Genomic DNA, 24,150 nt, shown 5'->3' on the forward strand with positions numbered 1-24,150 from the left:
CCATGACGGAAATCTGCATGCCGCCGCGCCTTTCCCTCTTTGTTCGCCTGCACGCTGCGGCCACATTGGCGGCATGACCACCCCGCGTCCCTCGGCCGAGCTCCGGCAGCCGCGCCTGCTGCTGCCGGACAGCCCGGCGCTGATCGCGGGCTTCGGCCGCGGCACCCTCCTCACCCCGGATGGCGAGCTCTTCTCCGGCCCCGCCCTCGAGATCGGCCGCCGTCTGCGCGACATGCCGCCGCCCATGCTGGTGCATGCGCCGGCCACCGCCCGCCGCCTCGGCCTCGGCCCCTTCCCGGCCTGCGATCTGCTGGAACTCTTCGCCTTCTGCCTGCCCGCTCGCCCCGCCGCCCCCACGCCGCGCGGCCTGGCCATGGCGCTGGACCGCGACCCGCCGGAGGATGAGGAGGGTCTGGCCGCCCTGCTGCCGGAGCTCGCCACGGCGATGCTCCGCCACCTCGCCGCCGGCCGCAACGCGCCGCTGAACCGGGATGCCGCGGCGCTGGCCGCCAAGCTCGGCGCCGAAGTGCACTGGCCCTGGGCCGATTCCGTCCTCGCGGCGCTGGGCCAGCAGGCCCGCCCCTCGCTGGATCCACTCAAGGTCTGGCGCCGCCTGCCGGAATGGGAGGAGGTGGCGCCGCCCCCGCCCCCCGCGCAACACCCCGTCTCCCCCGCCGATGCCCGCCGCCGCCTCGCCGAGATCCTCGGCGAGGGCGCGGAGCAGCGCCCGCAGCAGGCCGACTACGCCTCCGCCGCCGCCGGCGCCTTTCAGGCCCGGGAAACGCGCGGCGCCCCCAACCTGGTGCTGGCGGAGGCCGGCACCGGCACCGGCAAGACGCTCGGCTATGTGGCGCCGGCCAGCCTCTGGGCGGAGCGCAACGGCGCCCCGGTCTGGATCTCCACCTTCACCCGCAACCTGCAGCGCCAGATCGACCAGGAGGCCGCGCGCCTCTACCCCGAACCCGCCGAGCGCCGCCGCCGCATCGTCGTCCGCAAGGGCCGTGAGAACTACCTCTGCCTGTTGAACATGGAGGAGGCGGTCGGCGCCGCCTCCATGGCCGGCATCCTGCTGCCGCTGTCGCTGGTCGCGCGCTGGGCGCTGGCAACGCGCGACGGCGACCTGCAGGGCGGCGACTTCCCGGGCTGGCTGACGGAGCTCTTCGGCCCGCACCATGTCTGGCCGCTGGCCGACCGGCGCGGCGAATGCATCCACTCCGCCTGCGGCCACTACAAGCAGTGCTTCGTCGAACACTCCATCCGCCGCGCCAAATCCGCCACGCTGGTGGTGGCGAACCATGCGCTGGTGATGGTGCAGGCGGCGCTGGGCGGCGGCGAGGATGGCCGCCCGCTGCGCCTGGTCTTCGACGAGGGCCACCACCTGTTCGACGCGGCGGACGCCGCCTTCTCCGCCGACCTGACCGGCGGCGAGGCCGCGGAGCTGCGCCGCTGGCTGCTGGGGGCGGAGGGCGGCCGTTCCCGCGCCCGCGGCCTGGCCCGGCGGCTGGAGGATCTGATCGGCGACCGCCCCGACCTGCTGCTGCCGCTGGAGGAAGCGCTCCAGGCCGCGCGCGCCCTGCCCGCCCCCGGCTGGCCCAGCCGCCTCTCCGAAATGGACGAGCCCCGCGGCACTGCCGAGGCCTTTCTGCAATCCGTCCGCCGCCAGATCCTGGCCCGCGCCAAGGATGAGGAGGCCGGCTATGGCGTCGAATGCGACCTGCACCCGCTGCCGGAGGCGGTGGCCGAGGCCGGCGCAGCCCTGGCCGAAAGCCTGACCCGCCTGAAAAACCCGCTCCAGGCGCTGCACGACCGGCTCGCGGCCCGGCTGGAGGATGAGGCGGAGGAGCTGGAGGTCGGCGACCGCATTCGTATCGAGGCCGCCTGCCGCGGCCTGGAACGCCGCGCCCTGATGCCGCTGACCGCCTGGTCCGCCATGCTCGGCACCCTCGCCAGCCCGCCCCGCGCCCCCGGCCTGCGCCCCGACTATGTCGACTGGTTCGCCCTCGACCGGCGGGAGGGTCGCGAGATCGATTGCGGAATGCACCGCCACCACCTGGACCCCACCCAGCCCTTCGCCATGGCGGTCGCCGCCCCTGCCCATGGCGTGCTCATCACCTCTGCCACGCTGCGCGACCATGCCGGCGCCGCGGAAGGCGAGGAGGATCGGGAGGCCGCCTGGCGCGCCGCCGAATCCCGCACCGGCGCCGCCCACCTGCCCAACCCCGCCATCCGCGCCGCCGTCGCATCCCCCTTCGACTACGCCACCCGAACCCGCGCCTTGGTGGTGGAGGATGTCAGCAAGGGCGATCCCGCCCAGGTGGCCGCCGCCTATCGCGCGCTCTTCACCGCCTCCGGCGGTGGCGCGCTCGGCCTGTTCACGGCGGTGCGGCGGCTGCGCGACGTGCAATCCCGCATCGCCCAGCCCTTGGCCGAGCGCGGCATTCCCCTCTACGCCCAGCATGTCGATGCCATGGACAATGCGACCCTGGTCGATGTGTTCCGGGCCGAGGAGCATGCCTGCCTGCTCGGCACCGATGCGATGCGGGACGGCGTGGACGTGCCCGGCCGGTCGCTGCGTCTGCTGGTCTTCGACCGCGTGCCCTGGCCAAGGCCCTCCATCCTGCACCGGGAACGGCGGACGCATCTCTCCGAAGGCCAGCCGAAATCCTATGACGACGCCATCGCCCGCCACCGCCTGCGCCAGGCCTTTGGGCGGCTGATCCGGCGCGGCGACGACAAGGGCGTCTTCGTGCTGCTCGACAAGTCCTGCCCCTCCCGACTGCTGGCCGGTCTGCCGCCGGGCGTGGTGCCGCGGCGGCTGGGCCTGCGCGATGCCGTCGCCGAAATCCGCGAATTTTTGGGGGAAGACTGAGCATGGACCTGCGCCCGACCCTCGATGCGCCGGATGACGACCCGTATCTCTGGCTGGAGGATGTGGAGGGGGACCGCGCGCTCGCCTGGGTCGCCGACCAAAACGCCCGCACCCGCGCCCGCTTCGCCGATGACCGCGTGACCGCGGACCGGGAGGCGCTGAAAGCGGCGCTCGACCGCCCCGGCCGCCTGCCCCACGTCACCCGCCGCGGCGCCTTCCTCTACAACTACTGGACCGATGCGGCGAACCCACGCGGCCTCTGGCGCCGCACGACCCTGGACAGTTTCCGGACCGAGACACCGGAATGGGACGTGCTGCTGGACCTCGATGCGCTGGCGGCAGCGGAAGGCGCCGACTGGATCTGGAAGGGCGCCACCACCCTGCCCGGCAGCCACGACCGCGCCATCCTGCGCCTGTCGCGCGGCGGCGGGGATGCGGTGGTGCTGCGCGAATTCGACCTCGGCACCCGCGCCTTCCCGGCCGAGGGCTTCCACCTGGCCGAAGCCAAGTCCGCCGCCGCCTGGCTGGACCGCGACACGCTGCTGCTCTCCTCCGCCCTGCTCGGCGCCACCAATTCCGGCTATGCCAGCACGGTGCGGGTGTGGCGCCGCGGCACGGACCCCGCCACGACGCCGCCGATCCTGGAGGTGCCGGCCACCAGCATGGCCCTCGGCGCCGGGGTGGACCGCGAAGGCGGGCGGGAGGTCGTGGTCTTCTACGAACAGCTCAGCTTCTACGACGCCCGCATCCATCTCGGCGACCGCAGCGGCCCCCAGCGCGAGATCCCGCTGCCGACCGATGCCGAATACAGCTGGCAGCGCGGCTGGCTCGCCGCGAAGCCCCGCACCCCCTGGACCCTCGCCGGCACCACCTACCCGCCCGATACCCTGCTCGGCCTGTCCTTCGACGCCGCCATGGCCGGGCAGGCGGTGCCGGAGGTGCTGTTCACGCCCGCCCCGCGCCGAGCCCTCCAGGGCTTCTTCTGGTGCGACGGCACGCTGGTGCTGCACGTGCTGGACGATCTCGAGCCCCATTTCGCCCTGCTCACCCCTGGCGAGGCCGGCTGGCAGCGGCGGGAGGTGCCGGGCCTGCCGCGCATCGGCGTGGTCGACCTCTGGGCGCTGGATACGGAGGCCACCGAATCCGACGGCACGCTGCTGGTCATGGCGCAGGATCCGGTGACCCCGCCCCGGCTCCAGCTCACCGCCACCACCCCTGCGGCGCCGGCCCTGCTCAAGGCCTCCTCCCCCAGCTTCGATGCCACCGGCCTCATGGTGACGCGGCACGAGGCCGTGTCCTCGGATGGGGAGCGCATCCCCTATGTGCAGGTCGGCCCGAAGGACGAGAAGTCCGGCCGCGCGCCGGTGCATCTCTCGGCCTATGGCGGCTTCCAGGTCTCCCGCCTGCCGAACTATGCCGCCACCTCCGGCCTGCTCTGGCTGGAGAAGGGCGGCACGACCGTGCTCGGCCAGATCCGCGGCGGCGGCGAGTTCGGCGTCGCCTGGCACGAGGCCGGGCGGCTGGCCAACAAGGTGAAGAGCCACGACGATTTCGCCGCCATCGCCGCCGACCTGGTGGCCCGCGGTGTCACCGTGCCCGGCCGCATCGCCGCGGAAGGTGGCTCCAATGGCGGGCTGCTGATCGCCAATATGCTGACCCGCTATCCTGAGCGTTTCGGCGCCCTGTTCTGCACCATCCCGCTGATCGACATGCGCCGCTACACCAGGCTGCTGGCCGGCGCCTCCTGGATGGCGGAATACGGCGACCCCGCAAGGCCCGAGGACTGGGCCTTCATCCGCCACTTCTCCGCCTATCACGCCGCCGAGCCCGGCCGCCCCTACCCGCCCATCCTGCTGGCCACCACCCGCCGCGACGACCGCGTGCATCCCGGCCATGCCCGCAAGATGGCGGCCAAGCTGCAGGCGCTGGGCTATGATGCCTCGCTGCTCGAACCCGAGGCCGGCGGGCATGGCTACGGCAAGGACAATGCGGAGGTCGCCGCCTTCGCCAGCCTCGGCGCCGCCTTCCTGAGGCGGGCCATCGGCTGGGATGTGTAGTGCTTCCCGCTTGACCCGCCGCGCTTCCAGCGCGACCACAAGGCAAAGACCGGAGTTCCCCGCATGCCCAGCCGCGCCGCCCAAGATCTTCAAGTTTCCAGCTTCACCGCCCAGGAAGCCCTGGTCTGCGCCATGGTGCTGATGTCGGTGGCCGATGGGCCGATGACGGACCCCGAGCTCGCCATGATGTCCCGCATGGTGCAGGAACTGCCGGTCTTCGCCGATTTCCACTCCACGGATATCGAGACGGTCACGGACACGGTCGCCCGCCTGCTCGGCCGCACGGATGGCCTGGACCGCGCCATGGCCATGCTGCGCGACACCCTGCCGATGCGCCTGCGAGAGACGGCCTACCTGCTCGCCTGCGAAGTCTGTGCCGCCGATGGCGAGGCGACGCAGGAGGAGCTGCGCTTCCTGCAGGACCTGCGCATCGGCCTCGACCTCGACCGCCTGATCGCCGGCGCCATCGAGCGGGCGGCCAAGGCGCGCTATCAGGTCATCTGAGCCGGCGTTACCGGACGAGCGCCCCGTCCCGCGCCACCACCCTGCCATGGCTCAGCACCAGCCGCCGCGGCGGGGTGGCGACCACGGCTTCCGCCACCGTCTCGGCCTCCAGCAGCACCAGGTCGGCCCGGGCGCCCACCGCCAGGCCATAATCGCCGAAGCCGCAGCCCTCCGCCGCCCAGTCGGTGACGGTGGCCAGCGCCCAGGCGATCTCGTCGTCGCGGCGGAACTCGTTCTTCAGCCCCACCAGCATGGCCCGCTGCAACATGTCCGGCATGTTGTAGGGGGTCCAGGTGTCGCGGATGCCGTCATTGCCCGCGAAGATCTTCCCGCCCGCCGCCCGCATGGCGCGGACGGAGGGCACGGCACGGGACGGCGGCGCGGTGGTCGCCACGGCGATCCCCGCCTCCGCCAGCGCCGCATAGAGGGCTGGCGCGCGCGCCACATCGCCGAGGCAGAAGGCATGACTCAGCACCACCTTCCCCTGCATTCCCAAGGCCAGGGTGCGTTCGATGGTCAGCTCCAGCGCAAAGGCACCGAGCTCTCCCGGCTCGTGCAGATGGATGTCCAGCGGCTTGCCGTGCTTTTCCGAGAGCCCGAAGACCGCATCCAGATGCCCCTTCGGATCGCGGTCGATGCCGGAGGGGTCGAGCCCGCCGACGATATCCGCGCCGTTCCGCAACGCCTGGTCCAGCAGTTCCAGCGTGCCGGGGCGCACGAGCAGCCCGGATTGCGGAAAGGCCACCACCTGGATGTCCATGGTGCCGCGCAGCGCCTCGCGCAGCGCCACCAGCGCGTCGCTATGCGCGGTGCCGATCTCCGTATCCACATCGGCAAAGCTGCGGATGCGGGTGGTGCCGCGGGCCAGGAACTCCCGGGCCAGGCGGGCGGATTGGGTGGCGGGGTCGAAGCCGCCGCGGCGCGTCGCGCGCTCCGTGTCGATACGGTCGATCAGCCGGGGGCCGACCTCGTTCACCCACCAGCCCATGCCCCAGCGCGACTTGTCGAGATGGGTATGCCCCTCGACGAAAGCCGGCAGCGCCAGCATGCCCTGCCCGTCCAGCAGCCTGGCCCCGGGCGGCGGCGCGAGCCCCGGCCCGATGGCCGCGATCCGCTCCCCCTCGATCAGCAGGTCCGTGGCCGCGCCACCCAGCGGCCGAAAATTGCGCAGCAGCAGGCTCATGCCAGCACCCATTCACGAAACAGGTCGAGGTCGATATTGCCGCCGCACAAAATGGTGGCGACGCGCTTGCCTTCCATGCGGTCGCGCTCCTGCAGCAGCGCGGCCAGCGGCGCGGCGCCGGCGCCCTCCGCCAGGTTGTGCGTGTCCTGCCAATAGGCGCGGATGGCGTCCGCCACCTCCTCATCCGTCACCGTCACGATGCGCGCCGCGCCCTGCCTGATGAGGGCCAGCGCCGCCGGGTCCGGCACGCGCGTCGCCATGCCATCGGCCCGCGTCTCGGCGCGCTCCGTCGTCACCACATGCCCGGCGGCGAAGCTGCGCGCATAGGAATCCGCGCCGGCGCTCTGCACGCCGATGATCTCGGTCGATAGTCCCAGCAGGTCGCGCGCCATGATGCAGCCGCAGATGCCCGAGCCCAGCCCGATCGGTACATAGAGCGCATCGAGCTTCGGCGCGCCCCGGAACAGCTCCAGCGCATAGGTGGCGACGCCCTTGACCAGGTCCGGCGCGAAGGAGGGCGCGAATTCCAGACCCTGTTCCGCCGCCAGCCGCATGGCGTATTCGCGCGCCGCGTCGAAATCCGCGCCATGCTCCACCAGCCGCGCGCCCTGCGCCCGCATCGCCGCGTTCTTCTCCCGGCTATTGCCCTGCGGCACCACGATGGTCACCGGCACGCCGAGCCGGTGCCCGGCATAGGCCAGCGATTGCCCGTGATTGCCCCGCGTCGCGGAGATGAGGCCCGGCACCTGCGGCCTCTCGCGCTTCAGCCGGTCCATGAAGACCACGCCGCCCCGCACCTTGAAGGCACCGGTCGGCGTATGGTTCTCATGCTTCACCCAGACCTCGGCGCCGCTGCGGGCGGCCAGCAGCGGCCAGGCGTATTGCGGCGTCGGCGGGAAGACCGAATGGACCAGCCTCGCGGCCGCCTCCAGCGCAGGCAGGTCGAACAAACCGGCTCCTCCTTCTTGCAACCGATGCGGGCCCCGACCGGAACAACGGCCGGATGCCGGCGTTGATGGGGCTGGACGAAGCATAACGGAGGATGCCGCGATGGCCATCACGGTGGACAGCAGCCAGTGGACCGGCGAGAGCAGCGAGGCGAAGGGGCCGCCGGTGGTCTGGGGCGAATTCGCGGATGAGGCGACGCGCGACGCCGCGATCCTGCGGCTGCGCGAACTCGGCCAGGCCGACAATACGCCGGCGACGGACGGGGACCGGCCGCTCGATCAGCCCGATGAGGATCCGGAGGGGGCCGACCTGCGCAACCGCCGCCAGCTTGGCGTCGGCATCGGCATGGCGGCCAGCGCCATGGGTGCGGCAGGGCTGGTGATCGCCACCGGCGGCGCGCTGCTGCCCGCCGTTGCCGCCGCGGCCGCCGCGGGCGCTGGCGCTGGCGTGGCAGGAGAGGCGGTGGCCGCCGCAGTGACGGATGAACCGACCACGCCCACGCGGCTGCCGCCCAGCGATGGCCCGCTGATCGGCCTGCGGGCGCCGGACGAGGCGACGCGCAAGGCGGCGGAGACCGCGCTGCGCGAGCTGGGCGCCATCCGCATCACCTTCGATCAGGACTGAAGCGGGGCGCTGCAAGGGGCGCAGAAAAAAGGCGGGATTGCCCCGCCCCAGGTTCCGAAATTTCTTGCCGGCCGGGCGGGTCAGCCGCCCGCCCGGGTTTCAGAGCGGACGGAGGTTGATGGCGGCCGCCTTGCCGCGCTCCATCGCCACTTCGTAGGAGACCTTCTGGCCCTCATTCAGGCCCTGCAGGCCCGCCTTCTGGACCGCGGTGATGTGCACGAAGACATCCTTGCCGCCATCCTGCGGGACGATGAAGCCGAAGCCCTTCGTCGCGTTGAACCACTTCACGGTACCAGTCGCCATGCGAACCGGGCTCCTTCCAGACTAGCACGCCCGTGCGCCGATCGCCCGGGCGGGGCGCCATGCGGCGGCGGAACCTGTGGAGCGGCCCCGGGGCCTGACCCGGAAGGCACGGTAAGGCGAGCCGATACGCGATGACGCGGCCAGCATGCTGGCTCGTGTAACAGCGAGTCAAAGGTGTCAAAGCTGCGGTCACGCCGTTGTCAGAATTGTGTCGACACCATGCAAAAAAGAGGCGGACCCTGCGGTCCGCCTCCCTTCTTCGGCAAAATCCTGCTCGCTGTGGCAGCCGGTTGCCCGGCTGCCGTCGCGATCAGAAGTCCATGTCGCCGCCCATGCCGCCCATGCCGCCGCCGCCGCCACCGCCGGCCGGGGCCGACTTCGCCGGACGCTCGGCCACCATGGCTTCGGTGGTGATCAGCAGGGAGGCGACGGAGGCCGCATCCTGCAGCGCCGTGCGCACGACCTTGGTCGGGTCGATGATGCCGGCGTCCACCAGGTCCTTGTACTCGTCCTTCTGGGCATCGTAGCCGTAGGTGTAGGTATCGGTGCGCAGCACCTCACCGGCCACCACGGCGCCGTCCTTGCCGGCGTTCTCGGCGATCTGCTTCAGCGGCGCCTGGATGGCGCGGCGAACGATCTCGATGCCAACCTGCTCGTCGCTGTTGGAGCCCTTCAGCGTGTGCAGGTTGGTGCTGGCGCGCAGCAGCGCGGTGCCACCACCGGGGACGATGCCTTCCTGGACCGCGGCGCGGGTCGCGTGCAGCGCGTCGTCGACGCGATCCTTGCGCTCCTTCACCTCGACCTCGGTCGAGCCGCCGACGCGGATGACGGCGACGCCACCGGCCAGCTTCGCCAGGCGCTCCTGCAGCTTCTCGCGGTCGTAGTCCGAGGTGGTCTCCTCGATCTGCGCCTTGATCTGCTCGCAGCGGCCCTGGATCTCGGTCTTCTCGCCGGCGCCGTCGACGATCGTGGTGTTTTCCTTCTCGATCTTCACCAGCTTCGCGCGGCCCAGCATGTTCAGGGTCACGTTCTCGAGCTTGATGCCGAGGTCCTCGGAAATCACCTGGCCACCGGTCAGGATCGCGATGTCTTCCAGCATCGCCTTGCGGCGGTCACCGAAGCCCGGCGCCTTGACGGCGGCGATCTTCAGGCCACCACGCAGCTTGTTCACGACCAGGGTCGCGAGCGCCTCGCCCTCGACGTCCTCGGCCACGATCACCAGCGGGCGACCGGACTGCACGACCGCCTCGAGCAGCGGCAGCATCGGCTGCAGCTGGGACAGCTTCTTCTCGAAGATGAGGAGGTAGGGGTTCTCCATCTCCGCGATCATCTTCTCCGCATTCGTGATGAAATACGGGGAGACGTAGCCGCGATCGAACTGCATGCCCTCGACGACGTCGAGCTCGGTCTGGATGGACTTGGCTTCCTCGACGGTGATGACACCCTCGTTGCCGACCTTCTCCATCGCCTTGGCGATCATCTCGCCGATCTCGGACTCGCCGTTGGCCGACAGCGTGCCGACCTGCGCCACTTCGGCGGAGGTGGTGATCTTCTTCGTCTTGGCCTCGAGCTCGGCCACGATCTGGGAGACCGCCTTGTCGATGCCGCGCTTCAGGTCCATCGGGTTCATGCCGGCGGCCACCGCCTTGGCACCCTCACGGACGATCGCCTGCGCCAGGACGGTCGCGGTCGTCGTGCCGTCGCCGGCCGTGTCGTTGGTCTTCGAGGCCACTTCGCGCACCATCTGGGCGCCCATGTTCTCGAACTTGTCGGCCAGCTCGATCTCCTTGGCGACGGTGACGCCGTCCTTGGTGATGCGCGGCGCGCCGAAGCTCTTGTCGATGACGACGTTGCGGCCCTTGGGGCCCAGCGTCACCTTCACGGCGTCGGCCAGAATGTCCACGCCGCGGATCATGCGCTCGCGCGCGCTGGCGCCGAACTTAACGTCTTTAGCTGCCATGGTGAGTAATCCCGTTCAATCCGTTGAGGAAACCAGGCGAAGATGCGGCCGAGCGGCCGGACTGGGCGCGCGCTGCACGCCCCGTTCCGCCGTCGTCAGGCCGCCTTCGCCACGGAAGGGTTGTCGAGGATGCCCATGATGTCGGACTCCTTCATGATGAGGAGCTCCTCGCCATCGAGCTTCACCTCGGTGCCCGACCACTTGCCGAACAGGATGCGGTCGCCGGCCTTCACGTCGAGCGCGCGGAGCTCGCCCTTGTCGTTCAGGGTGCCGGAGCCGACGGCGATCACTTCGCCTTCCTGCGGCTTTTCCTTGGCGGTGTCGGGGATGATGATGCCGCCCTTGCTCTTCTCTTCGGCCGTGACGCGGCGGACGAGAACGCGGTCGTGCAGTGGACGAAAGCCCATGGACTTCTCCTGTCGCTTCCAGTGATTGGCAAGCTCTTCCGGAGATAACAGCGGCCAGCGGCCCCGGTCTTCGGCACCCGCTAGCACTCCCCCCAGAGGAGTGCCAGCGATGTAGGACAAGCGCCGCGCCACGTCAAGGTTCGGCAGCACTCTCAGAGTGCGAGTGCTAACACCTTGTTCGCGCAGGATTTTTCTTGCAAATCCTTGACCGCTCCATGGCAAGCTTCCCCTGCCCCGCGGCAATTGAGGACCGCGGGTGGTTTCGGGAACGGGCCCAGACCGGGCCGGAAGGAGCACGATGACCCCGCTTACCGATCTCACTGGCCTCGAACGCTTCGCCCGCCTCGCCGCCGTGCCGGACTGGCACCTGACCACCGCGGAGATCCTCTATCACATGCCGGACCATCCCGGCCTGCTGCAGACCTTTATCTGGCAGAAGCACGACCTGGCGCCGAGCTTCCCCGCGCTCGGCAAGTTCCTCGCCTTCTGGCAGCGCGAGATCGAGGGGCCGCTGCATTCGGTGCGCGTCGCCTCCACCGCGCTGATCAAGCCGGCCGAGCTGCGCTACGCCAACGGGCAGTTCATCCTGCACTGAACGCCTGCGCTTCGGGCCACGCCCGCTGCGGCGCCGCCCGCAGCGCCGGCAGCGCCGCGGCCAGCTTCGCCTCGAACTCGCTGGCCCGGCCGCGCCCCAGCGCGGTGTTGTAATGCGCCTTCCAATAGGCGGCCATCGCCGCCACATCCCCCGCCGCCGGCAGCCGGCCCGGCGCACGGCGATAGCGCAGCCGTGCCATCACGGCGGCATAGATGTGGTTCTGCACCAGCAGCTCCGCCTTCGGCCGCCCGGCGAGCAGCCCCGCAACCGCCAGCACCCGGCTCGCCAGCGGCCCGCGATAGGCCAGCCAGGTGGCCCAGATATCGTCATGGGTCGCCGGCTCCATCTGGAAGTATCCCAGCGCCGGGCCGCGGGAGCCGTCCCGGTTCGGCAGCTGCCGCAGATGCTTCAGGCCGCTTTCCTGCAGCGCGGTGCCCAGCAGCAGCAACCGAAGCCCGTCCCGCGCCGCCGCGTCATCCAGCGCCAGCGCCTCCAGCGCCGGGTCGATCACCTGCTCCAGAAACGCCTGGGCCGTCCAAGTCACTTCCGCCATGGCACGCCTCCCTGCAACAGGGAAACGATCTATCGCGACATAGGAAAATAATCAATAATTCGTTTCAGACCCGCGCCGCCGCCGGCGCATCCATCAGCCGCGCCACGATCGCCCGCCGCACCGGCGCCAGCACAGACCCGGCGCCGAGCAGCGCGGCGCGGGCCAGCCGGGCCGGGGCGCGGTCGTCCGAATAGAGCCGCGCCACCGCATTGGTTGCCAGGAACAGCGGCAGGGTGGCCGCCCGGTGGCTGCTGGCGTAGCGGAACAGCCCCGCCACCGCGCCCGGATCGGACGCGCCCCGCAGCTGCCCGGCCAGGGTCTCGGCGCCCGAGAGGCCGAAGTTGAAGCCATGCGCCGTCACCGGATGCATCCCGACCGCTGCATCCCCCAGCAGGGCGAAGCGCCGCCCGGCGAAGCGATGCGCATAGGCCGCGACCAGCGGATAGAGGTGCCGCGTGCCGGCCAGCGTCATCCGGCCGAGCCGCCCCTGGTAGCGCCGCGTCACCTCCGCCCCGAAGGCCTCCGGCGCCATCGCCATCGCCGCCTCGGCCTCCTTCGGCGCCAGCGTCAGCACGACGGAGGACATCTCCCCATTCAGCGGCAGCATGGCGATGGTCTGGCCATGGCCGAACCATTCGGTGGCCACGCCGCCATGCGGCGCCTCGTGCGCCACCCGCGCCACGATCATGCTGCGGCCGAAATCCAGCATCGCCGCGCCGATCCCGGCCAGGCGCCGCGTTTCGGAAAAGCGCGAATCGGCCGCGACCACCAGCCGCGCCGCCACCCTTTCGCCCCCCTGCAGCGTCACCACCGCGCCGGCGGCGCCGAGCTCCAGGCCCGTCACCCCGCGGCCGGCCACCAGCCTGGCCTCGGTGCCTGCCACCGTTTCGAACAGTGCGCGGCGGATCAGCTGGTTCGGCACCAGCCTGCCCAGCGGCTCCCCGGTTTGGCCGGGGGCGAAGCGCAGCGCCAGGGGATTGCCGCCATCCAGCACCTTGGCCTCGAGCAGCGGCGCCGTCTCCGCCGCCGGGATGCGGTCCCAGGCGCCGATGGCGCGCAGGATGGCCTGGGACCGATGGGTCAGCGCGATCTCCCGCCCGTCGAAGGCGGGCTCCGCGATCGCCTTTTCCGGCGCGCGTTCCAGAAGGGTGATCCGATGCCCGGCTCCGGCCAGCGCCGCGGCCAGGGACAATCCGGCGGGCCCGGCTCCGATGATGGCGATATCCGTCTTCATGATCGCTCCTTGCCCCGGACCATGTCGGGCGTCCTTGATCAGACGCAAGCCGCGGTTCAGCCCTCGCCCTGCAGCGCCTGCCCCGCCCGGTGCCGGCGCAGCAACAGCAGCCCCAGCCCGGCCGAGACCACGAAAAGCCCGATGCCCAGCCCCAGCTGCCAGGCCCCCTCCACCCGGATGCCCTTGCCGAGCAGCGCAAAAACCACCGTCTGCGGCAGGTAGCCGAGCGCCGATCCCGCCAGGAAGGGCCCGGCCGCCAGCCCCGCCATGCCGCCCAGCAGGTTCAGCGCCAGGTTGTTGCCCACCGGCAGCAGCCGCAGCGCCAGCGTGGCCTCAAAGGGATTGGCGCGCAGCGCATCCCGCAGCGGCCGCAGCCGGTGGCCGAAGCGCCCTTCCATGCGCCGCTCCGCCCAGCTGCGGCCCAGCAGCCGCGCCCAGGCATAGCCCGCCGCGCAGCCCAGCAGCTGCGCCGCCAGCGCCAGCGCCGTGCCGAGGACGGTGCCGAAGCCATAGCCGCCAAGGAAGGCGATGCTCTGCCGCGGCACGCCGACCGCCGTCAGCGCCGCACCGACGAGGACGAAGACCAGCTCGCCCCGCAGCCCATCGCCCAGGATCTCGCGATCCATCCAGCCGGTGCCGGGCACGCCGCCCAGCTGCCGCAGCAGCGCCCCGCCGGCCAGCAGCCCCGCCGCCAGCACCAGCAGTTTGGCCAATGACTTCCAGCGTTCGGGCATGTTCAGCCCGCCGGCGGGGGGCTGACCCGCTCGGCAACCGGCCGCTTCCAGCGGCGCTGCAGCCAGATCACGCCCAGCATGTCCGAGATGCTGACCGCCAGACGGTCCAGCGTGCCGTAGTTGGACTGGCCGCGCAGCCGCGGCCGGTGGTTCACCGGCTCGCTCACCACCCGCCCGCCGGCGCGCAGCACCAGGGCGGGCAGGTAGCGGTGCATATGGTCGAAGCGCGGCAATTCGAGAAACAGGGCGCGCGGAAACACCTTCAGCCCGCAGCCGGTATCGGGCGTCGCATCGCCCAGCAGCCGGGCGCGGATGGCATTGGCCATGCGGCTGGTCACCCGCTTCACGCCGCTATCCTTGCGGCTGACGCGGTGGCCTGCCACCAGCAGGTCCGCCGCGCCTTCCGCCTGGGCGCGACGCCAGAGCGCCGGGATATCCGCCGGGTCGTTCTGCCCATCGCCATCCAGCGTCGCGATCCAGGGCGCCCGCGCCGCCAGCACGCCGCTGACCACCCCGGCCGATTGCCCGCAGGAAGCCGCATGGCGCAGCACCACCACGGGATGCCGCGCCGCGGCGTCCAGCAGCCGGTCGCGCGTATCGTCGGTGGAGCCATCGTCGACGCAGACGATCTCGAAGGCCTGGCCGGCCAGGGCCTGCGCGATCTCATCGATCAGCGGCAGCACGTTCGGCCCCTCGTTCCGCATCGGGATGACGACGGAAATCGCGGGGTCGATCGCAGGGGCGATCACGGGGACCATCGCGGGGTCGATCGCGGAAACGGGGGGGGTCGGGTCGGCGGGGCTGGGCCGGTCCGGCCTCGGGGACAGGTCGGGGGCCATGGGCCGGCGGGGTAGCAGGGGGCGGGGCGGGCGGCAAGCTGGCCACGCGCGCGGGCCATCAGCGTGCAATCTGCGCGGCACATGCTGCATCATGGCGCATCGCCTTATATGATGCCGCATGCCCTTCGATCCGCCTCCGCCCACCCGCACCGCAACCCTGCGCCGCGATTCGCGTGCCGTGGCCTTCTGGCTGCTCGGCGTGGCGGGGCTGGTCTGGATCATGGTGGCGATCGGCGGCGCCACCCGGCTGACCGGCTCCGGCCTGTCCATCATGGAATGGGCGCCGCTGTCGGGCACCCTGCCGCCGCTGAGCGAGGCGGAGTGGCAGCGGCTGTATGACCTGTACCGCACCATCCCGCAGTACCAGCTGGTCAACCAGGGTTTCGGGATCGAGGGCTTCAAGCAGATCTTCTGGCTGGAATGGCTGCACCGCCTCTGGGGGCGGCTGATCGGCCTGGCCTATGCGGCGGGGCTCGCCTGGTTCTGGCTGCGCGGCCGCATCCCCGCCGGCAGCAAGCCCCGCCTGCTCGGCCTGCTGGCACTTGGCGGGCTGCAGGGCGCGGTGGGCTGGTACATGGTCGCCTCGGGCTTCGAGGCCGATCGCACCGCCGTCGCCCCCTACCGGCTGGTGATCCATCTCGGCCTGGCGCTGCTGATCTTCTCCGCCCTGGTCTGGACCGCGCTCGGCCTGCTGCGGCCGGAAGGCAGGGCACCCGCCGAGGCGCGGCCGGTGCGGCGGATGCTGAAGGTGGCGGCTTGGACGCTGGTGGGCGCCATGCTCGCGGGCGGCTTCGTCGCGGGCACCCGCGCCGGGCTCAGCTTCAACACCTTCCCGCTGATGGACGGCCAGCTGGTGCCGGACGGCTACTGGCTGCTCTCCCCGGCCTGGACCAACCTGACCGCCAATATCGCCGCCGTGCAGTTCAACCACCGCCTTCTGGCCAGCCTGACGGCGCTGTTCGCGGCGGGCGCCGTCTGGGCGGCGCTGCGGCGCCTGCCGGCGGGCGGGGCGCGCCGCGCCGTGCTGGGCTTCGGCGCGGCGGTGGCGCTGCAATATGCGCTGGGCATCGCCACGCTGCTGTATGTGGTGCCGGTCTCACTCGGCACGCTGCACCAGGCGGTGGCGGTGCTGGTCCTGGCCGCGGCCCTGGTCGCGCTGCATGCGCTGCGCGCGGCGCCGCTGCCCGCTTCCAGGGTCCGGACAGCGTGACCGAGGCGCCGGCCGGCCCGTCCGACCCGCTGGCGGCGCTGCTCGCCGCGCTGCCGGTCTCGGTCGCAGTCTATGGTCCGGACCATCGGCTGCGGGCCGTCAGCGACCAGGGCTATACCTGGCACGGCCTGGCCCCGGGCAGCTTCCCCCCCGGCATCGCCTTCGCCGAGGCGCTTCGCCTGCTGGCCTGGAACGGCGCCTATGGCCACGGCGACCCCGAGCAGTTGGTGCGCGAGGTGCTGGCGCTCGACCGTTCCCGCCCCTCCACCCGGCTGGTGCGGAGCCGGGCGGAGCGGGTCTGCCTGATGGAAAGCCGGCCGCTGCCGGATGGCGGCTTCCTGACCTGCGCCACCGATGTCACCGCGCTGACCCGGGCGGAGGCGGAATCCGCCGCCCGCGCCCGGCTGCTGGAGACGGTGCTCTCCCGGCTGCAGGCCGGCATCGCCGTCTTCGACGGCGCGCTGAGACTGACCCTCTCGAACCCTGCCTATGAGGGGCTGATCGGCCTCTCCGCCGGCAGCATCCGCCCCGGCATGCGGCATCGCGAGATCCTCGACCTGCTCGCCGAGCGCGGCGAAATGGATGCGGAGGAACTGCGCCAGACGGCGGAGCGTGTGGCGGATGGCCGCTTCCGCTCCGGCACCCGGCAAAGGATCCGCCCCACCGGCCATGTGCTGCGCGTCGGCAGCCAGCCGCTGCCGCCCGAAGGCTTCATGATCGAGGTGGACGACGTCACCGACCTGAAGCGGGCCCAGGACGAGGCCAGCCGCCGCGCCGCCCTGCTGGATGGGGTGCTGGCGGCGCTGCCGCATGGCGTCTGCGTCTTCGGCCCCGATCGCCGGGTGGCGATGTTCAACGAGGCCTATGGGCGCATCATGGCCGGCTCCCCGGTCCGGATCGGCGACCTGCTGGAGGATATGGTCGCGCGGCGGGAGGCGGAGGGCGAATTCACCGCCGCCGAGGCCGCGCTGGTCCGGCTGCGGCCCAGCGACCCGGCCAGCGACGGCCTGCTGCGCCATATCCGGCCCAATGGCACGGCGGTGGAAAGCCGGGTGGCGCGCCTGGCCGATGGCGGCCATCTCAGCGTACTGACCGATGTCACCGCCCTGCACCGCGCCGAATCGGAGGCCAGCCATCGCGCCGCGATGCTGGGGGCGATGCAGGATGCGATCCGCCACGGCATCTGCATGTACGGGCCGGACCACCGGCTGATCGCCACCAGCAGCCGCACCGCGCCGATCATCGGCGTGCCGCAGGACTTCCTGCGCCCGGGCCTCGATGTGAACGACCTGCTGGATGAGCAGGTGCGCCGCGGCGAGATCGCGGCCGAGGCCGCTGCCCGCGCCAAGGCGAACGACCGCACAAAGCCCTACCGCTACCACCGCAGCACCAGCGATGGCCGGATGCTCGAAGTGGCCTCCGACCCCACGCCGGATGGCGGCTTCGTCATGACCTTCAGCGATGTGACGGAGGACTACCGCATCCGCGCCGAGCTGGAGCGCGCGCGCATCGCGGCGGAAGCCGCATCGGAAGCCAAGTCGCGTTTCCTGGCGACAATGAGCCACGAGCTGCGCACGCCGCTGAATGCCGTGATCGGCTATTCCGAGGCGCTGAGCGCCGAGCGCGACCCGGCTCGGCGGGACGACTACGCGCGCTGGATCAATGAGGCCGGGCGCCACCTGCTGCTGCTGATCGACGATATCCTGGACGTGGCGCGCAGCCAGACCGGCACGCTGGAATTCAACGAAGCGCCGGTGGGCCTCGGCCCGCTGCTGCAGGCGGCCGGAGAGGCGGTGGGCGAGGCCGCCCGCCAGGCCGGCCTGACGCTGACGCTGGACGTGCCGCCGGGCCTGCCGATGCTGCGCAGCGATGCCGGACGGCTGCACCAGCTGCTGGTGAACCTGCTGTCCAATGCCGCCAAGTTCACCCCGGCGGGCGGCCGCATCACGCTCTCGGCCAAGGTGACGGCGGAGGGGCTGGCGATCCGCGTTGCCGATACCGGCATCGGCATCGCGCCGGAGGATCGGGAGAGGGTCTTCGAACCCTTCACCCAGGTGGACAATTCCCTCTCGCGCCGCTTCCATGGCTCCGGCCTCGGCCTCTATATGGCGCGCACCCTGGCCGAGGCGCTGGGTGGCAAGGTCGGGCTGGAAGCGCCGCAGGGCCCGGGCACCGTCGCCGTTCTGCGCTTTCCCGCCGACCGCCTGATCGATTCGACCGGCGAGGCGGCGGAAGCCACCCCATATACCGAAGGCTGACCGCACCCGGCCGCCTGGCCGCCTGCCCGTGAAGGAATTGCCGTGACCGACGCCCTGGCCGCCACCGATGCGCTGTTCTTCACCAGGCTGGACCGCGCAGCCGCGGAGCGCCTGACCCGGAGCGCGACCGAAGGCGCGGAGGATGGCGAGCTGTTCCTGGAGCATCGCGAATCCGAGGCGATCAGCCTGGAGGACAGCCGCATCCGCTCCGCCAGCTTCGACGTGACCAGCGGCTTCGGCCTGCGCTCCGTGGCCGGAGAGGCCGCGGGCTATGCCCATGCCGCGGAAATCTCCGAAGCCGCGCTGGGCCGGGCGGCGGAGACGGTGAAGGCGGTGGCCGCCGGCCATTCCGGCACGCTGGACGTCGGCCCGCGCGCCACCAATACCCAGCTCTATTCCGAGCTGAACCCGCTCTCCGCCATGGCCTTCGCCGCCAAGACGGAAATGCTGGCCGAGATCGACGCCTATGCCCGCGCCCGCGACCCGCGGGTGCGCCAGGTGATGGCCTCCATCTTCGGCGAATGGCAGGCGGTGCAGATCCTGCGCCCCGACGGGTCCCGCGTGGCCGACCTGCGGCCGCTGGTGCGGCTGAACGTTTCCGTGGTGGTCGAGAGCAACGGGCGGCGGGAGACCGGCAGCACCGGCACCGGCGGCCGCTTCGCCTATGAGCGCGTGCTGAACCCCGCCACCTGGAAGGCCTCGGTGGAGGAGGCGCTGCGCCAGGCGCTGCTGAACCTCGACAGCGTGCCCGCCCCGGCCGGGGAGATGGAGGTGGTGCTCGGTCCGGGCTGGCCGGGCATCCTGCTGCACGAAGCCATCGGCCACGGGCTGGAGGGCGACTTCAACCGCAAGAAGACCAGCGCCTTCGCCGGCCTGCTCGGCCAGCGCATCGCCTCCCCCGGCGTCACCGTGGTGGATGACGGCACCATGCCGGACCGCCGCGGGTCGCTGACCGTGGATGACGAGGGCACCCCCTCCGGCCGCACAACGCTGATCGAGGACGGCATCCTGGTCGGCTTCCTGCAGGACCGGCAGAACGCCCGGCTGATGGGCGTGGCGCCCACCGGCAACGGACGCCGCCAGTCGCACGCCCATATCCCGATGCCGCGCATGACCAACACCGTGATGCTGGACGGCGACCGCGACCCGGGCGAGATCATGGCCAGCGTGAAGCGCGGCATCTACGCCGTGAATTTCGGCGGCGGCCAGGTGGACATCACGTCAGGAAAATTCGTGTTCTCGGCCAGCGAGGCCTACCTCATCGAGGACGGCAAGCTGGGCGCCCCGGTGAAGGGCGCGACGCTGATCGGCAACGGGCCCGATGCGCTGACCAAGGTGGCGATGGTCGGCAACGACATGGCGCTGGATGCCGGCATCGGCACCTGCGGCAAGCAGGGCCAGGGCGTGCCGGTGGGCGTGGGCCAGCCGACGCTGAAGATGACGGGGCTCACGATCGGCGGGACCGCCGTGGTGTAGTCAGCCCGCCGGGCGGCGCGCGAAGGCGAGGCCCAGGCCCAGGGCAACCATCGCCCCGCCCGAGCCTTGCCGCAGGCGCCGGATCAGGGTGGGGCGCGCCGCAGCGCCCCGCCGGATGCCGCTGGCGGCGATCGCCACCACGACATCGGCCAGCGTGTTCAGCACGACGGAAACGGAACCCAGCACCACGAATTGCAGGGCCACATGGCCCGCGGCGGGGTCCACGAATTGCGGCACGAAGGCCAGGAAGAAGGCCGCCGTCTTCGGGTTCAGCGCCTCCACCAACACCCCCTCCCGGAAGGCACGGCGGGCGCCCATCGGCGGAGCCGCACCCGGTCCCAAAGGCGGTGCGGCCGCATTCAGCCCCCGCGCGGCCCGGATCGTCCGCAGGCCAAGCCAGACGAGATAGGCCGCCCCCGCCAGTTTGAGCAGCGTGAACAGCTCCGCACTCGCCAGCACCAGCGCCGAGACGCCGAGGCTGCCGGCCAGCACATGCAGCATCCCGCCGAGGCCGGTGCCGAAGCTGGAGGCGACACCCTCCCCCCGTCCCCCCGCCAGGCTGCGCGCGGCGACATAGAAGATGCCGGGCCCGGGCGTGACGGCGAGCAGCAGCGCCGCGGCGAAGTAGAGGGAAAGCTGGGTCAGGTCGAGCATGGCCAAGCCTAAAGCACGATGCGCGGCCTTCAGGCCAGTTCGATCCCAAAGGCCTGGCGCAGCCCCGCCTCCCCGGCACGGGTCACCAGCACGGTGCGGGAGGCCGGCACCCGCTTCACCCAGCCCAACTCGAAGCAGCGGGTGCAGAGCGCCGCCCCCAGCCCACCGGCCAGGTGATGCCGCCGCTCGCTCCAATCCAGGCAGGGCTTGCAGAAGGCGCGGCGCGTGCCGGCCTGCGGGCTGATGCCGAGGCTTTGGAGAAACGCCTCGCCCGCCGCCGTCACAGCGCCGCCATCGGTGGCGAGCTCCACCTGGCCCCGCGCCGCCATGGCATCGGCGATGGCCACGCCCAGCCGCCCCGCCAGGTGGTCGTAGCAGGTGCGGGCATTCCGCATCGCCGCATCCGCGGGGCCGATGCGGCGCGGCCGCGCGGGGGGCGGGGCGCTGCCGGCCACTGTCATGATCGCCTCCAGCATCCGCGCCACGGCCGGCGTCGCCAGCCGGTGGTAACGGTGCCGCCCCTGGCGCTCCATCGCCAGCAGCCCGGCGGCGGCCAGCCGCGCCAGATGGCCGCTGGCGGTCTGCGCGGTGATGCCGGCGACGCCGGCCAGCTCCCCCGCCGTCAGCGCGCGGCCATCCATCAGCGCGTTCAGCATGGCGGCGCGGGCGGGGTCGCCGACCAGCGCGGCGGTCTCGGCCATGGCGGCATTGGTGGACATGGTGGGGCTCCTTTGCGCGCAGGCTAGGCCCGGCGTGCCCGGCATGCTTCGGCCCAGACCGAAGCATGCTCAGCCTGGCTCAGCTTCGCCAGCAGGGTTTTGCGACTTCCCGCGCCACCTCCGCCGCGGTCAGGCCGAGGTCGCGCCGCAGATGGGGGCACAATTCCGAAAGATCCTGCCGGCTCCGATGCCGCGCCAGGCAGGCGGCGAGCCAATCGACCATGGCCCGCCACGGCCGAAAGCCCGGGCGCGCGGCAGACTTGGTCAGTGCAACGGTGGACATGGCGGGAGCTCCGGTCAATCACCGGCCCACCCTGCCGCCCCGCGCCCGCCGCGTGCTTAGGGCGTGGCCGAACCGCGATTGCCTCGCTTCGGCCGGGACCGCAGCATGCCGGGGCGCCCACCGTCATCCTGTAGGGCCACCTCGAAGAGCCCCCATGTCCCTGCCCCCGCCCGCCGACAATCCTCCCTTTCGCGGCTGGCGCGTCGCCTGGGCCGCCTTCGCGGTCGCCGTCTTCGGCTGGGGAATCGGCTTCTACGGCCCGCCCGTCTTCCTGCTGGCGGTGCAACAGGCGCGGGGCTGGCCGGTTTCCCTCATCGCCAGCGCCATCACCTGCCACTTCCTGATCAGCGCCCTGGTGGTCGCCCGGCTGCCCGCGCTGCACCGGCAGTTCGGCGTCGCCGGCGGCACCCGGCTGGGCGGGGTGCTGGCAGGGCTCGGCGTGCTGGCCTGGGCGCTGGCGACCGAGCCCTGGCAGCTCTTCGCCGCCACCCTGATCAGCGGCGCCGGCTGGGCGATGACCGGCGGCGCCGCGATCAATGCCATGGTGGCGCCCTGGTTCAGCCGCCGCCGGCCGGCCGCGCTGAGCCTGGCCTATAACGGCGCCTCGGTCGGCGGGGCGCTGTTCTCGCCGCTCTGGGGCACGCTGATCGCCGGTCTCGGCTTTCCCCAGGCGGCGCTGCTGCTGGGGGCGGCGATCGCCGGCGTGCTGTGGTGGCTCTCCGGCCGCTATTTCGCGACCGGGCCCGAGGCCTTCGCCCAGCATCCGGACGGCCTGCCACCGGCCAGCGTCACCGCCGCCCCGCGCGCCGCGGCGGTGCTGCCGGGCGGCCTGCTGTGGCGGGACCGTGGCTTCCTCACCCTGGCCATCGCCGCGGCGCTGTCGCTCTTCGCGCAGATCGGGCTGATCGTGCATCTCTTCTCGCTGATGGCCGGGCCGCTCGGCACCCAGGGGGCGGGCTTGGCGGCCGGGCTGGCGACGGTCTGCGCCGTCCTCGGCCGCAGCCTGGCGGGCTGGCTGATGCCGGAGAGCGGGGAGCGGCGCCTGGTCGCCGCCGGCAATCACGCGGTGCAGGCGGCGGGGTCGCTGCTGCTGCTGGCCTCGGGCGGAGAGCAGGTGCCGCTGCTGCTGGCGGGGCTGGTGCTGTTCGGGCTGGGGCTGGGCAATCTCACCTCGCTGCCGCCGATGATCGTGCAGCGCGAATTCACGGCCGGCGACACGGCCCGCGCGGTGGCCCTGGTGACCGCCTGCGGCCAGGCCGCCTATGCCTTCGCACCCGCCGGCTTCGGCCTGCTGCGGGAGGCGGCCGGCGCGCCTGCCCTGTTCATCGCCGCGGCGGTGCTGCAGGCGGCGGCCGCGCTGGTGGTGCTGGCCGGGCGGCGCTAGGTGTCGGCGCCACATGCCGCGCCAGCGCCGCGCTGGCGCCAGCAGGGACATGCCCCGCACCACTGGCCGTGGCTTCCCTTTTCGCCATTTTGCGCGGAGAAGGAAAGCGGGGCGCAGACCCCGGGGAGAGCAGGCAGATGACACCGCGCGGCCGCCACTTCTTCGCCAATCCGGGCCCGACCAATATCCCGGACAGCATCCTGCAGGCCGTCAGCCACCACACGGTGGATTTCAACGGCCCCGATTTCCTCGCGGTCTATGACGCCTGCCTGGCCGGGCTGAAGCGCGTGCTGCGCACCGAACAGCACCTCTTCATGTACACCGGCACCGGCCACGCGGCCTGGGAAGCCACGCTGGTGAACCTGCTCTCGCCCGGCGACCGCATCCTGGTGATCGAGACCGGCCATTTCTCCGAGGCCTGGGGCAGGATGGCCGCCGATCTCGGCATCGAGGTCCAGACGCTCGCCGCCGATTGGCGCCGCGGGGTGGATTACGCCGATCTCGCCGCCGCGCTCGCCGCCGATACCGGCCATGCCATCAAGGCGGTCTGTGCCGTGCACAACGAGACCTCCACCGGCATGACGCTGGACCTGCCGCGCGTCCGCGCCGCGCTGGATGATGCGAAGCACCCGGCGCTGCTGCTGGCGGACATCATCTCCTCCCTCGGCTCCATCGATTTCCGCTTCGACGAATGGGGCATCGATGCCGCGGTGGGCGGCAGCCAGAAGGGGCTGATGCTGCCCGTGGGCTTCTCCTTCAGCGGCGTCTCGGAAAAGGCGATGGCCGCGCACAAGGCCAGCACCTTCCCGAAGCACTACTTCAACTGGACCACGATGCTGACGCGGCGCCACCGCAGCTTCATCGGCACCGTCCCCATCGCGCTGATCTACGGGCTGCAGGAGGCGCTGCGCCTGATCGAGCAGGAGGAAGGCCTCGACAATGTCCTGGCGCGCCACACCCGCCTGGCGGAAGCCACGCGGCGCTGCGTGCGGCACTGGGCCGGCAACAACGGGCCGCAGCTTTTCTGCCTGTCGCCGGAACGGGTTTCCGATTCCGTCACCTCCGTGCTGATGCCGGAGGGGTATGACGCGGAGGCGCTGCGCCGGCGCGTCGGCACGCTGAACGTGGCGCTCGGCACCGGACTGTCGCGCCTCAACGGCAAGGTTTTTCGCATCGGCCATCTGGGCGATTTGAACGAGCCGATGCTGCTGGGCACTCTCGCCTCGACGGAGATCGGCCTGCGGCTGGAAGGCGTGCCGCATGCCGGCGGCGGCGTGGAGGCGGCCATCGCCTATCTCGCGGAGACCGCCGCCTGATCCGCCTGGCCACCCTGGCGGAAGCGCCGGCGCTGGCCGC

General features: G+C 71.8%; 22 protein-coding genes. 10 read left to right on the plus strand and 12 right to left on the minus strand.

Annotated features, from left to right (window positions below; genetic code table 11):
• The first annotated feature begins 73 nt into the window (after positions 1-73).
• The 3 genes from J3S20_RS14475 (at position 74) to J3S20_RS14485 (ending at position 5,430) form a co-directional block, all read left to right on the plus strand.
• Positions 74-2,869 carry an ATP-dependent DNA helicase gene (locus J3S20_RS14475; protein WP_216837207.1) on the plus strand — a complete coding sequence of 932 codons (2,796 nt, stop codon included), beginning with the start codon at positions 74-76 and terminating at the stop codon, positions 2,867-2,869.
• Positions 2,870-2,871: 2 nt separating this feature from the next.
• On the plus strand, positions 2,872-4,926 hold the full coding sequence (locus J3S20_RS14480; RefSeq protein WP_216837208.1) for a prolyl oligopeptidase family serine peptidase: 2,055 nt from the start codon (positions 2,872-2,874) through the stop codon (positions 4,924-4,926).
• A 63-nt stretch (positions 4,927-4,989) separates the two neighbouring features.
• Positions 4,990-5,430, plus strand: coding sequence for a tellurite resistance TerB family protein (locus J3S20_RS14485; RefSeq protein WP_216837209.1), 441 nt, complete (start codon positions 4,990-4,992; stop codon positions 5,428-5,430).
• Positions 5,431-5,437: 7 nt separating this feature from the next.
• On the opposite strand, the gene J3S20_RS14490 is transcribed toward J3S20_RS14485, so the two are convergent.
• Both J3S20_RS14490 and J3S20_RS14495 read right to left on the minus strand, forming a co-directional pair.
• Positions 5,438-6,613, minus strand: coding sequence for an amidohydrolase family protein (locus tag J3S20_RS14490; RefSeq protein WP_216837210.1), 1,176 nt, complete (start codon positions 6,611-6,613; stop codon positions 5,438-5,440).
• Positions 6,610-7,563: a threonine dehydratase gene (locus tag J3S20_RS14495; protein WP_216837211.1), complete on the minus strand. Its 954-nt coding sequence runs from the start codon at positions 7,561-7,563 to the stop codon at positions 6,610-6,612. Before J3S20_RS14495 ends, J3S20_RS14490 begins: the two co-directional genes overlap by 4 nt.
• Positions 7,564-7,663: 100 nt before the next feature.
• Between J3S20_RS14495 and J3S20_RS14500 the strand changes: the two genes are divergently transcribed.
• Positions 7,664-8,185 (plus strand): hypothetical protein, encoded by a 522-nt coding sequence (locus tag J3S20_RS14500; RefSeq protein ID WP_216837212.1) that lies wholly within the window; start codon positions 7,664-7,666, stop codon positions 8,183-8,185.
• 99 nt (positions 8,186-8,284) lie between these two features.
• Here J3S20_RS14500 and J3S20_RS14505 read toward each other — a convergent pair whose 3' ends face one another.
• From J3S20_RS14505 to groES, 3 genes are all read right to left on the minus strand, one after another.
• Positions 8,285-8,488, minus strand: coding sequence for a cold-shock protein (locus J3S20_RS14505; RefSeq protein ID WP_168050971.1), 204 nt, complete (start codon positions 8,486-8,488; stop codon positions 8,285-8,287).
• A gap of 310 nt (positions 8,489-8,798) precedes the next feature.
• A complete protein-coding gene (gene groL / locus J3S20_RS14510) occupies positions 8,799-10,448 on the minus strand; it encodes a chaperonin GroEL (RefSeq protein ID WP_216837213.1) in 1,650 nt (549 codons plus the stop codon).
• 95 nt (positions 10,449-10,543) lie between these two features.
• Positions 10,544-10,855, minus strand: coding sequence for a co-chaperone GroES (gene groES / locus J3S20_RS14515; protein ID WP_216837617.1), 312 nt, complete (start codon positions 10,853-10,855; stop codon positions 10,544-10,546).
• A gap of 298 nt (positions 10,856-11,153) precedes the next feature.
• Here groES and J3S20_RS14520 point away from each other — a divergent pair, with 298 nt between their 5' ends.
• On the plus strand, positions 11,154-11,450 hold the full coding sequence (locus tag J3S20_RS14520; protein WP_216837214.1) for an usg protein: 297 nt from the start codon (positions 11,154-11,156) through the stop codon (positions 11,448-11,450).
• Here the strand turns inward: J3S20_RS14520 and J3S20_RS14525 are convergent.
• From J3S20_RS14525 to J3S20_RS14540, 4 genes are all read right to left on the minus strand, one after another.
• Entirely contained in the window at positions 11,437-12,003 is a 567-nt protein-coding gene (locus tag J3S20_RS14525; RefSeq protein ID WP_246602835.1) for a hypothetical protein, read from the minus strand. The two genes, J3S20_RS14520 and J3S20_RS14525, sit on opposite strands and share 14 nt — an antisense overlap.
• A gap of 64 nt (positions 12,004-12,067) precedes the next feature.
• Positions 12,068-13,237, minus strand: coding sequence for a 5-demethoxyubiquinol-8 5-hydroxylase UbiM (ubiM, locus tag J3S20_RS14530; RefSeq protein ID WP_216837215.1), 1,170 nt, complete (start codon positions 13,235-13,237; stop codon positions 12,068-12,070).
• A gap of 56 nt (positions 13,238-13,293) precedes the next feature.
• A complete protein-coding gene (locus J3S20_RS14535; RefSeq protein WP_216837216.1) occupies positions 13,294-13,971 on the minus strand; it encodes a TVP38/TMEM64 family protein in 678 nt (225 codons plus the stop codon).
• A 2-nt stretch (positions 13,972-13,973) separates the two neighbouring features.
• Positions 13,974-14,810 carry a glycosyltransferase family 2 protein gene (locus tag J3S20_RS14540; RefSeq protein WP_456305698.1) on the minus strand — a complete coding sequence of 279 codons (837 nt, stop codon included), beginning with the start codon at positions 14,808-14,810 and terminating at the stop codon, positions 13,974-13,976.
• A 118-nt stretch (positions 14,811-14,928) separates the two neighbouring features.
• On the opposite strand from J3S20_RS14540, the gene J3S20_RS14545 reads away from it, so the two are divergent.
• From J3S20_RS14545 to tldD, 3 genes are read left to right on the plus strand one after another with little or no spacing between them, the layout of a single operon-like run.
• Positions 14,929-16,020 carry a COX15/CtaA family protein gene (locus tag J3S20_RS14545; RefSeq protein WP_216837217.1) on the plus strand — a complete coding sequence of 364 codons (1,092 nt, stop codon included), beginning with the start codon at positions 14,929-14,931 and terminating at the stop codon, positions 16,018-16,020.
• A complete protein-coding gene (locus tag J3S20_RS14550; RefSeq protein WP_216837218.1) occupies positions 16,017-18,278 on the plus strand; it encodes a PAS-domain containing protein in 2,262 nt (753 codons plus the stop codon). The genes J3S20_RS14545 and J3S20_RS14550 overlap by 4 nt, the downstream gene beginning before the upstream one ends.
• 42 nt (positions 18,279-18,320) lie before the next feature.
• Positions 18,321-19,754: a metalloprotease TldD gene (gene tldD / locus J3S20_RS14555; protein ID WP_379793674.1), complete on the plus strand. Its 1,434-nt coding sequence runs from the start codon at positions 18,321-18,323 to the stop codon at positions 19,752-19,754.
• Here the strand turns inward: tldD and J3S20_RS14560 are convergent, their stop codons facing one another.
• The 3 genes from J3S20_RS14560 to J3S20_RS14570 all read right to left on the minus strand — a co-directional run bounded on the left by J3S20_RS14560 (position 19,755) and on the right by J3S20_RS14570 (position 21,410).
• The gene (locus J3S20_RS14560) at positions 19,755-20,408 is read right to left on the minus strand and encodes a LysE family translocator (RefSeq protein ID WP_216837219.1); all 654 of its coding nucleotides are present in this window, start codon (positions 20,406-20,408) and stop codon (positions 19,755-19,757) included. It abuts the gene before it with no gap.
• Between the two features lie 29 nt (positions 20,409-20,437).
• Positions 20,438-21,127 carry an ArsR/SmtB family transcription factor gene (locus J3S20_RS14565; protein ID WP_216837220.1) on the minus strand — a complete coding sequence of 230 codons (690 nt, stop codon included), beginning with the start codon at positions 21,125-21,127 and terminating at the stop codon, positions 20,438-20,440.
• A 79-nt stretch (positions 21,128-21,206) separates the two neighbouring features.
• Positions 21,207-21,410: a DUF1127 domain-containing protein gene (locus J3S20_RS14570; RefSeq protein WP_216837221.1), complete on the minus strand. Its 204-nt coding sequence runs from the start codon at positions 21,408-21,410 to the stop codon at positions 21,207-21,209.
• A 154-nt stretch (positions 21,411-21,564) separates the two neighbouring features.
• On the opposite strand from J3S20_RS14570, the gene J3S20_RS14575 reads away from it, so the two are divergent.
• Both J3S20_RS14575 and J3S20_RS14580 read left to right on the plus strand, forming a co-directional pair.
• Positions 21,565-22,794: an MFS transporter gene (locus J3S20_RS14575; protein WP_216837222.1), complete on the plus strand. Its 1,230-nt coding sequence runs from the start codon at positions 21,565-21,567 to the stop codon at positions 22,792-22,794.
• 137 nt (positions 22,795-22,931) lie between these two features.
• Positions 22,932-24,110, plus strand: coding sequence for a pyridoxal-phosphate-dependent aminotransferase family protein (locus tag J3S20_RS14580; RefSeq protein WP_216837223.1), 1,179 nt, complete (start codon positions 22,932-22,934; stop codon positions 24,108-24,110).
• The last annotated feature ends 40 nt before the right edge of the window (positions 24,111-24,150 follow it).

The organism is Falsiroseomonas tokyonensis (assembly GCF_019024325.1).
Taxonomy (GTDB): domain Bacteria; phylum Pseudomonadota; class Alphaproteobacteria; order Acetobacterales; family Acetobacteraceae; genus Falsiroseomonas; species Falsiroseomonas tokyonensis.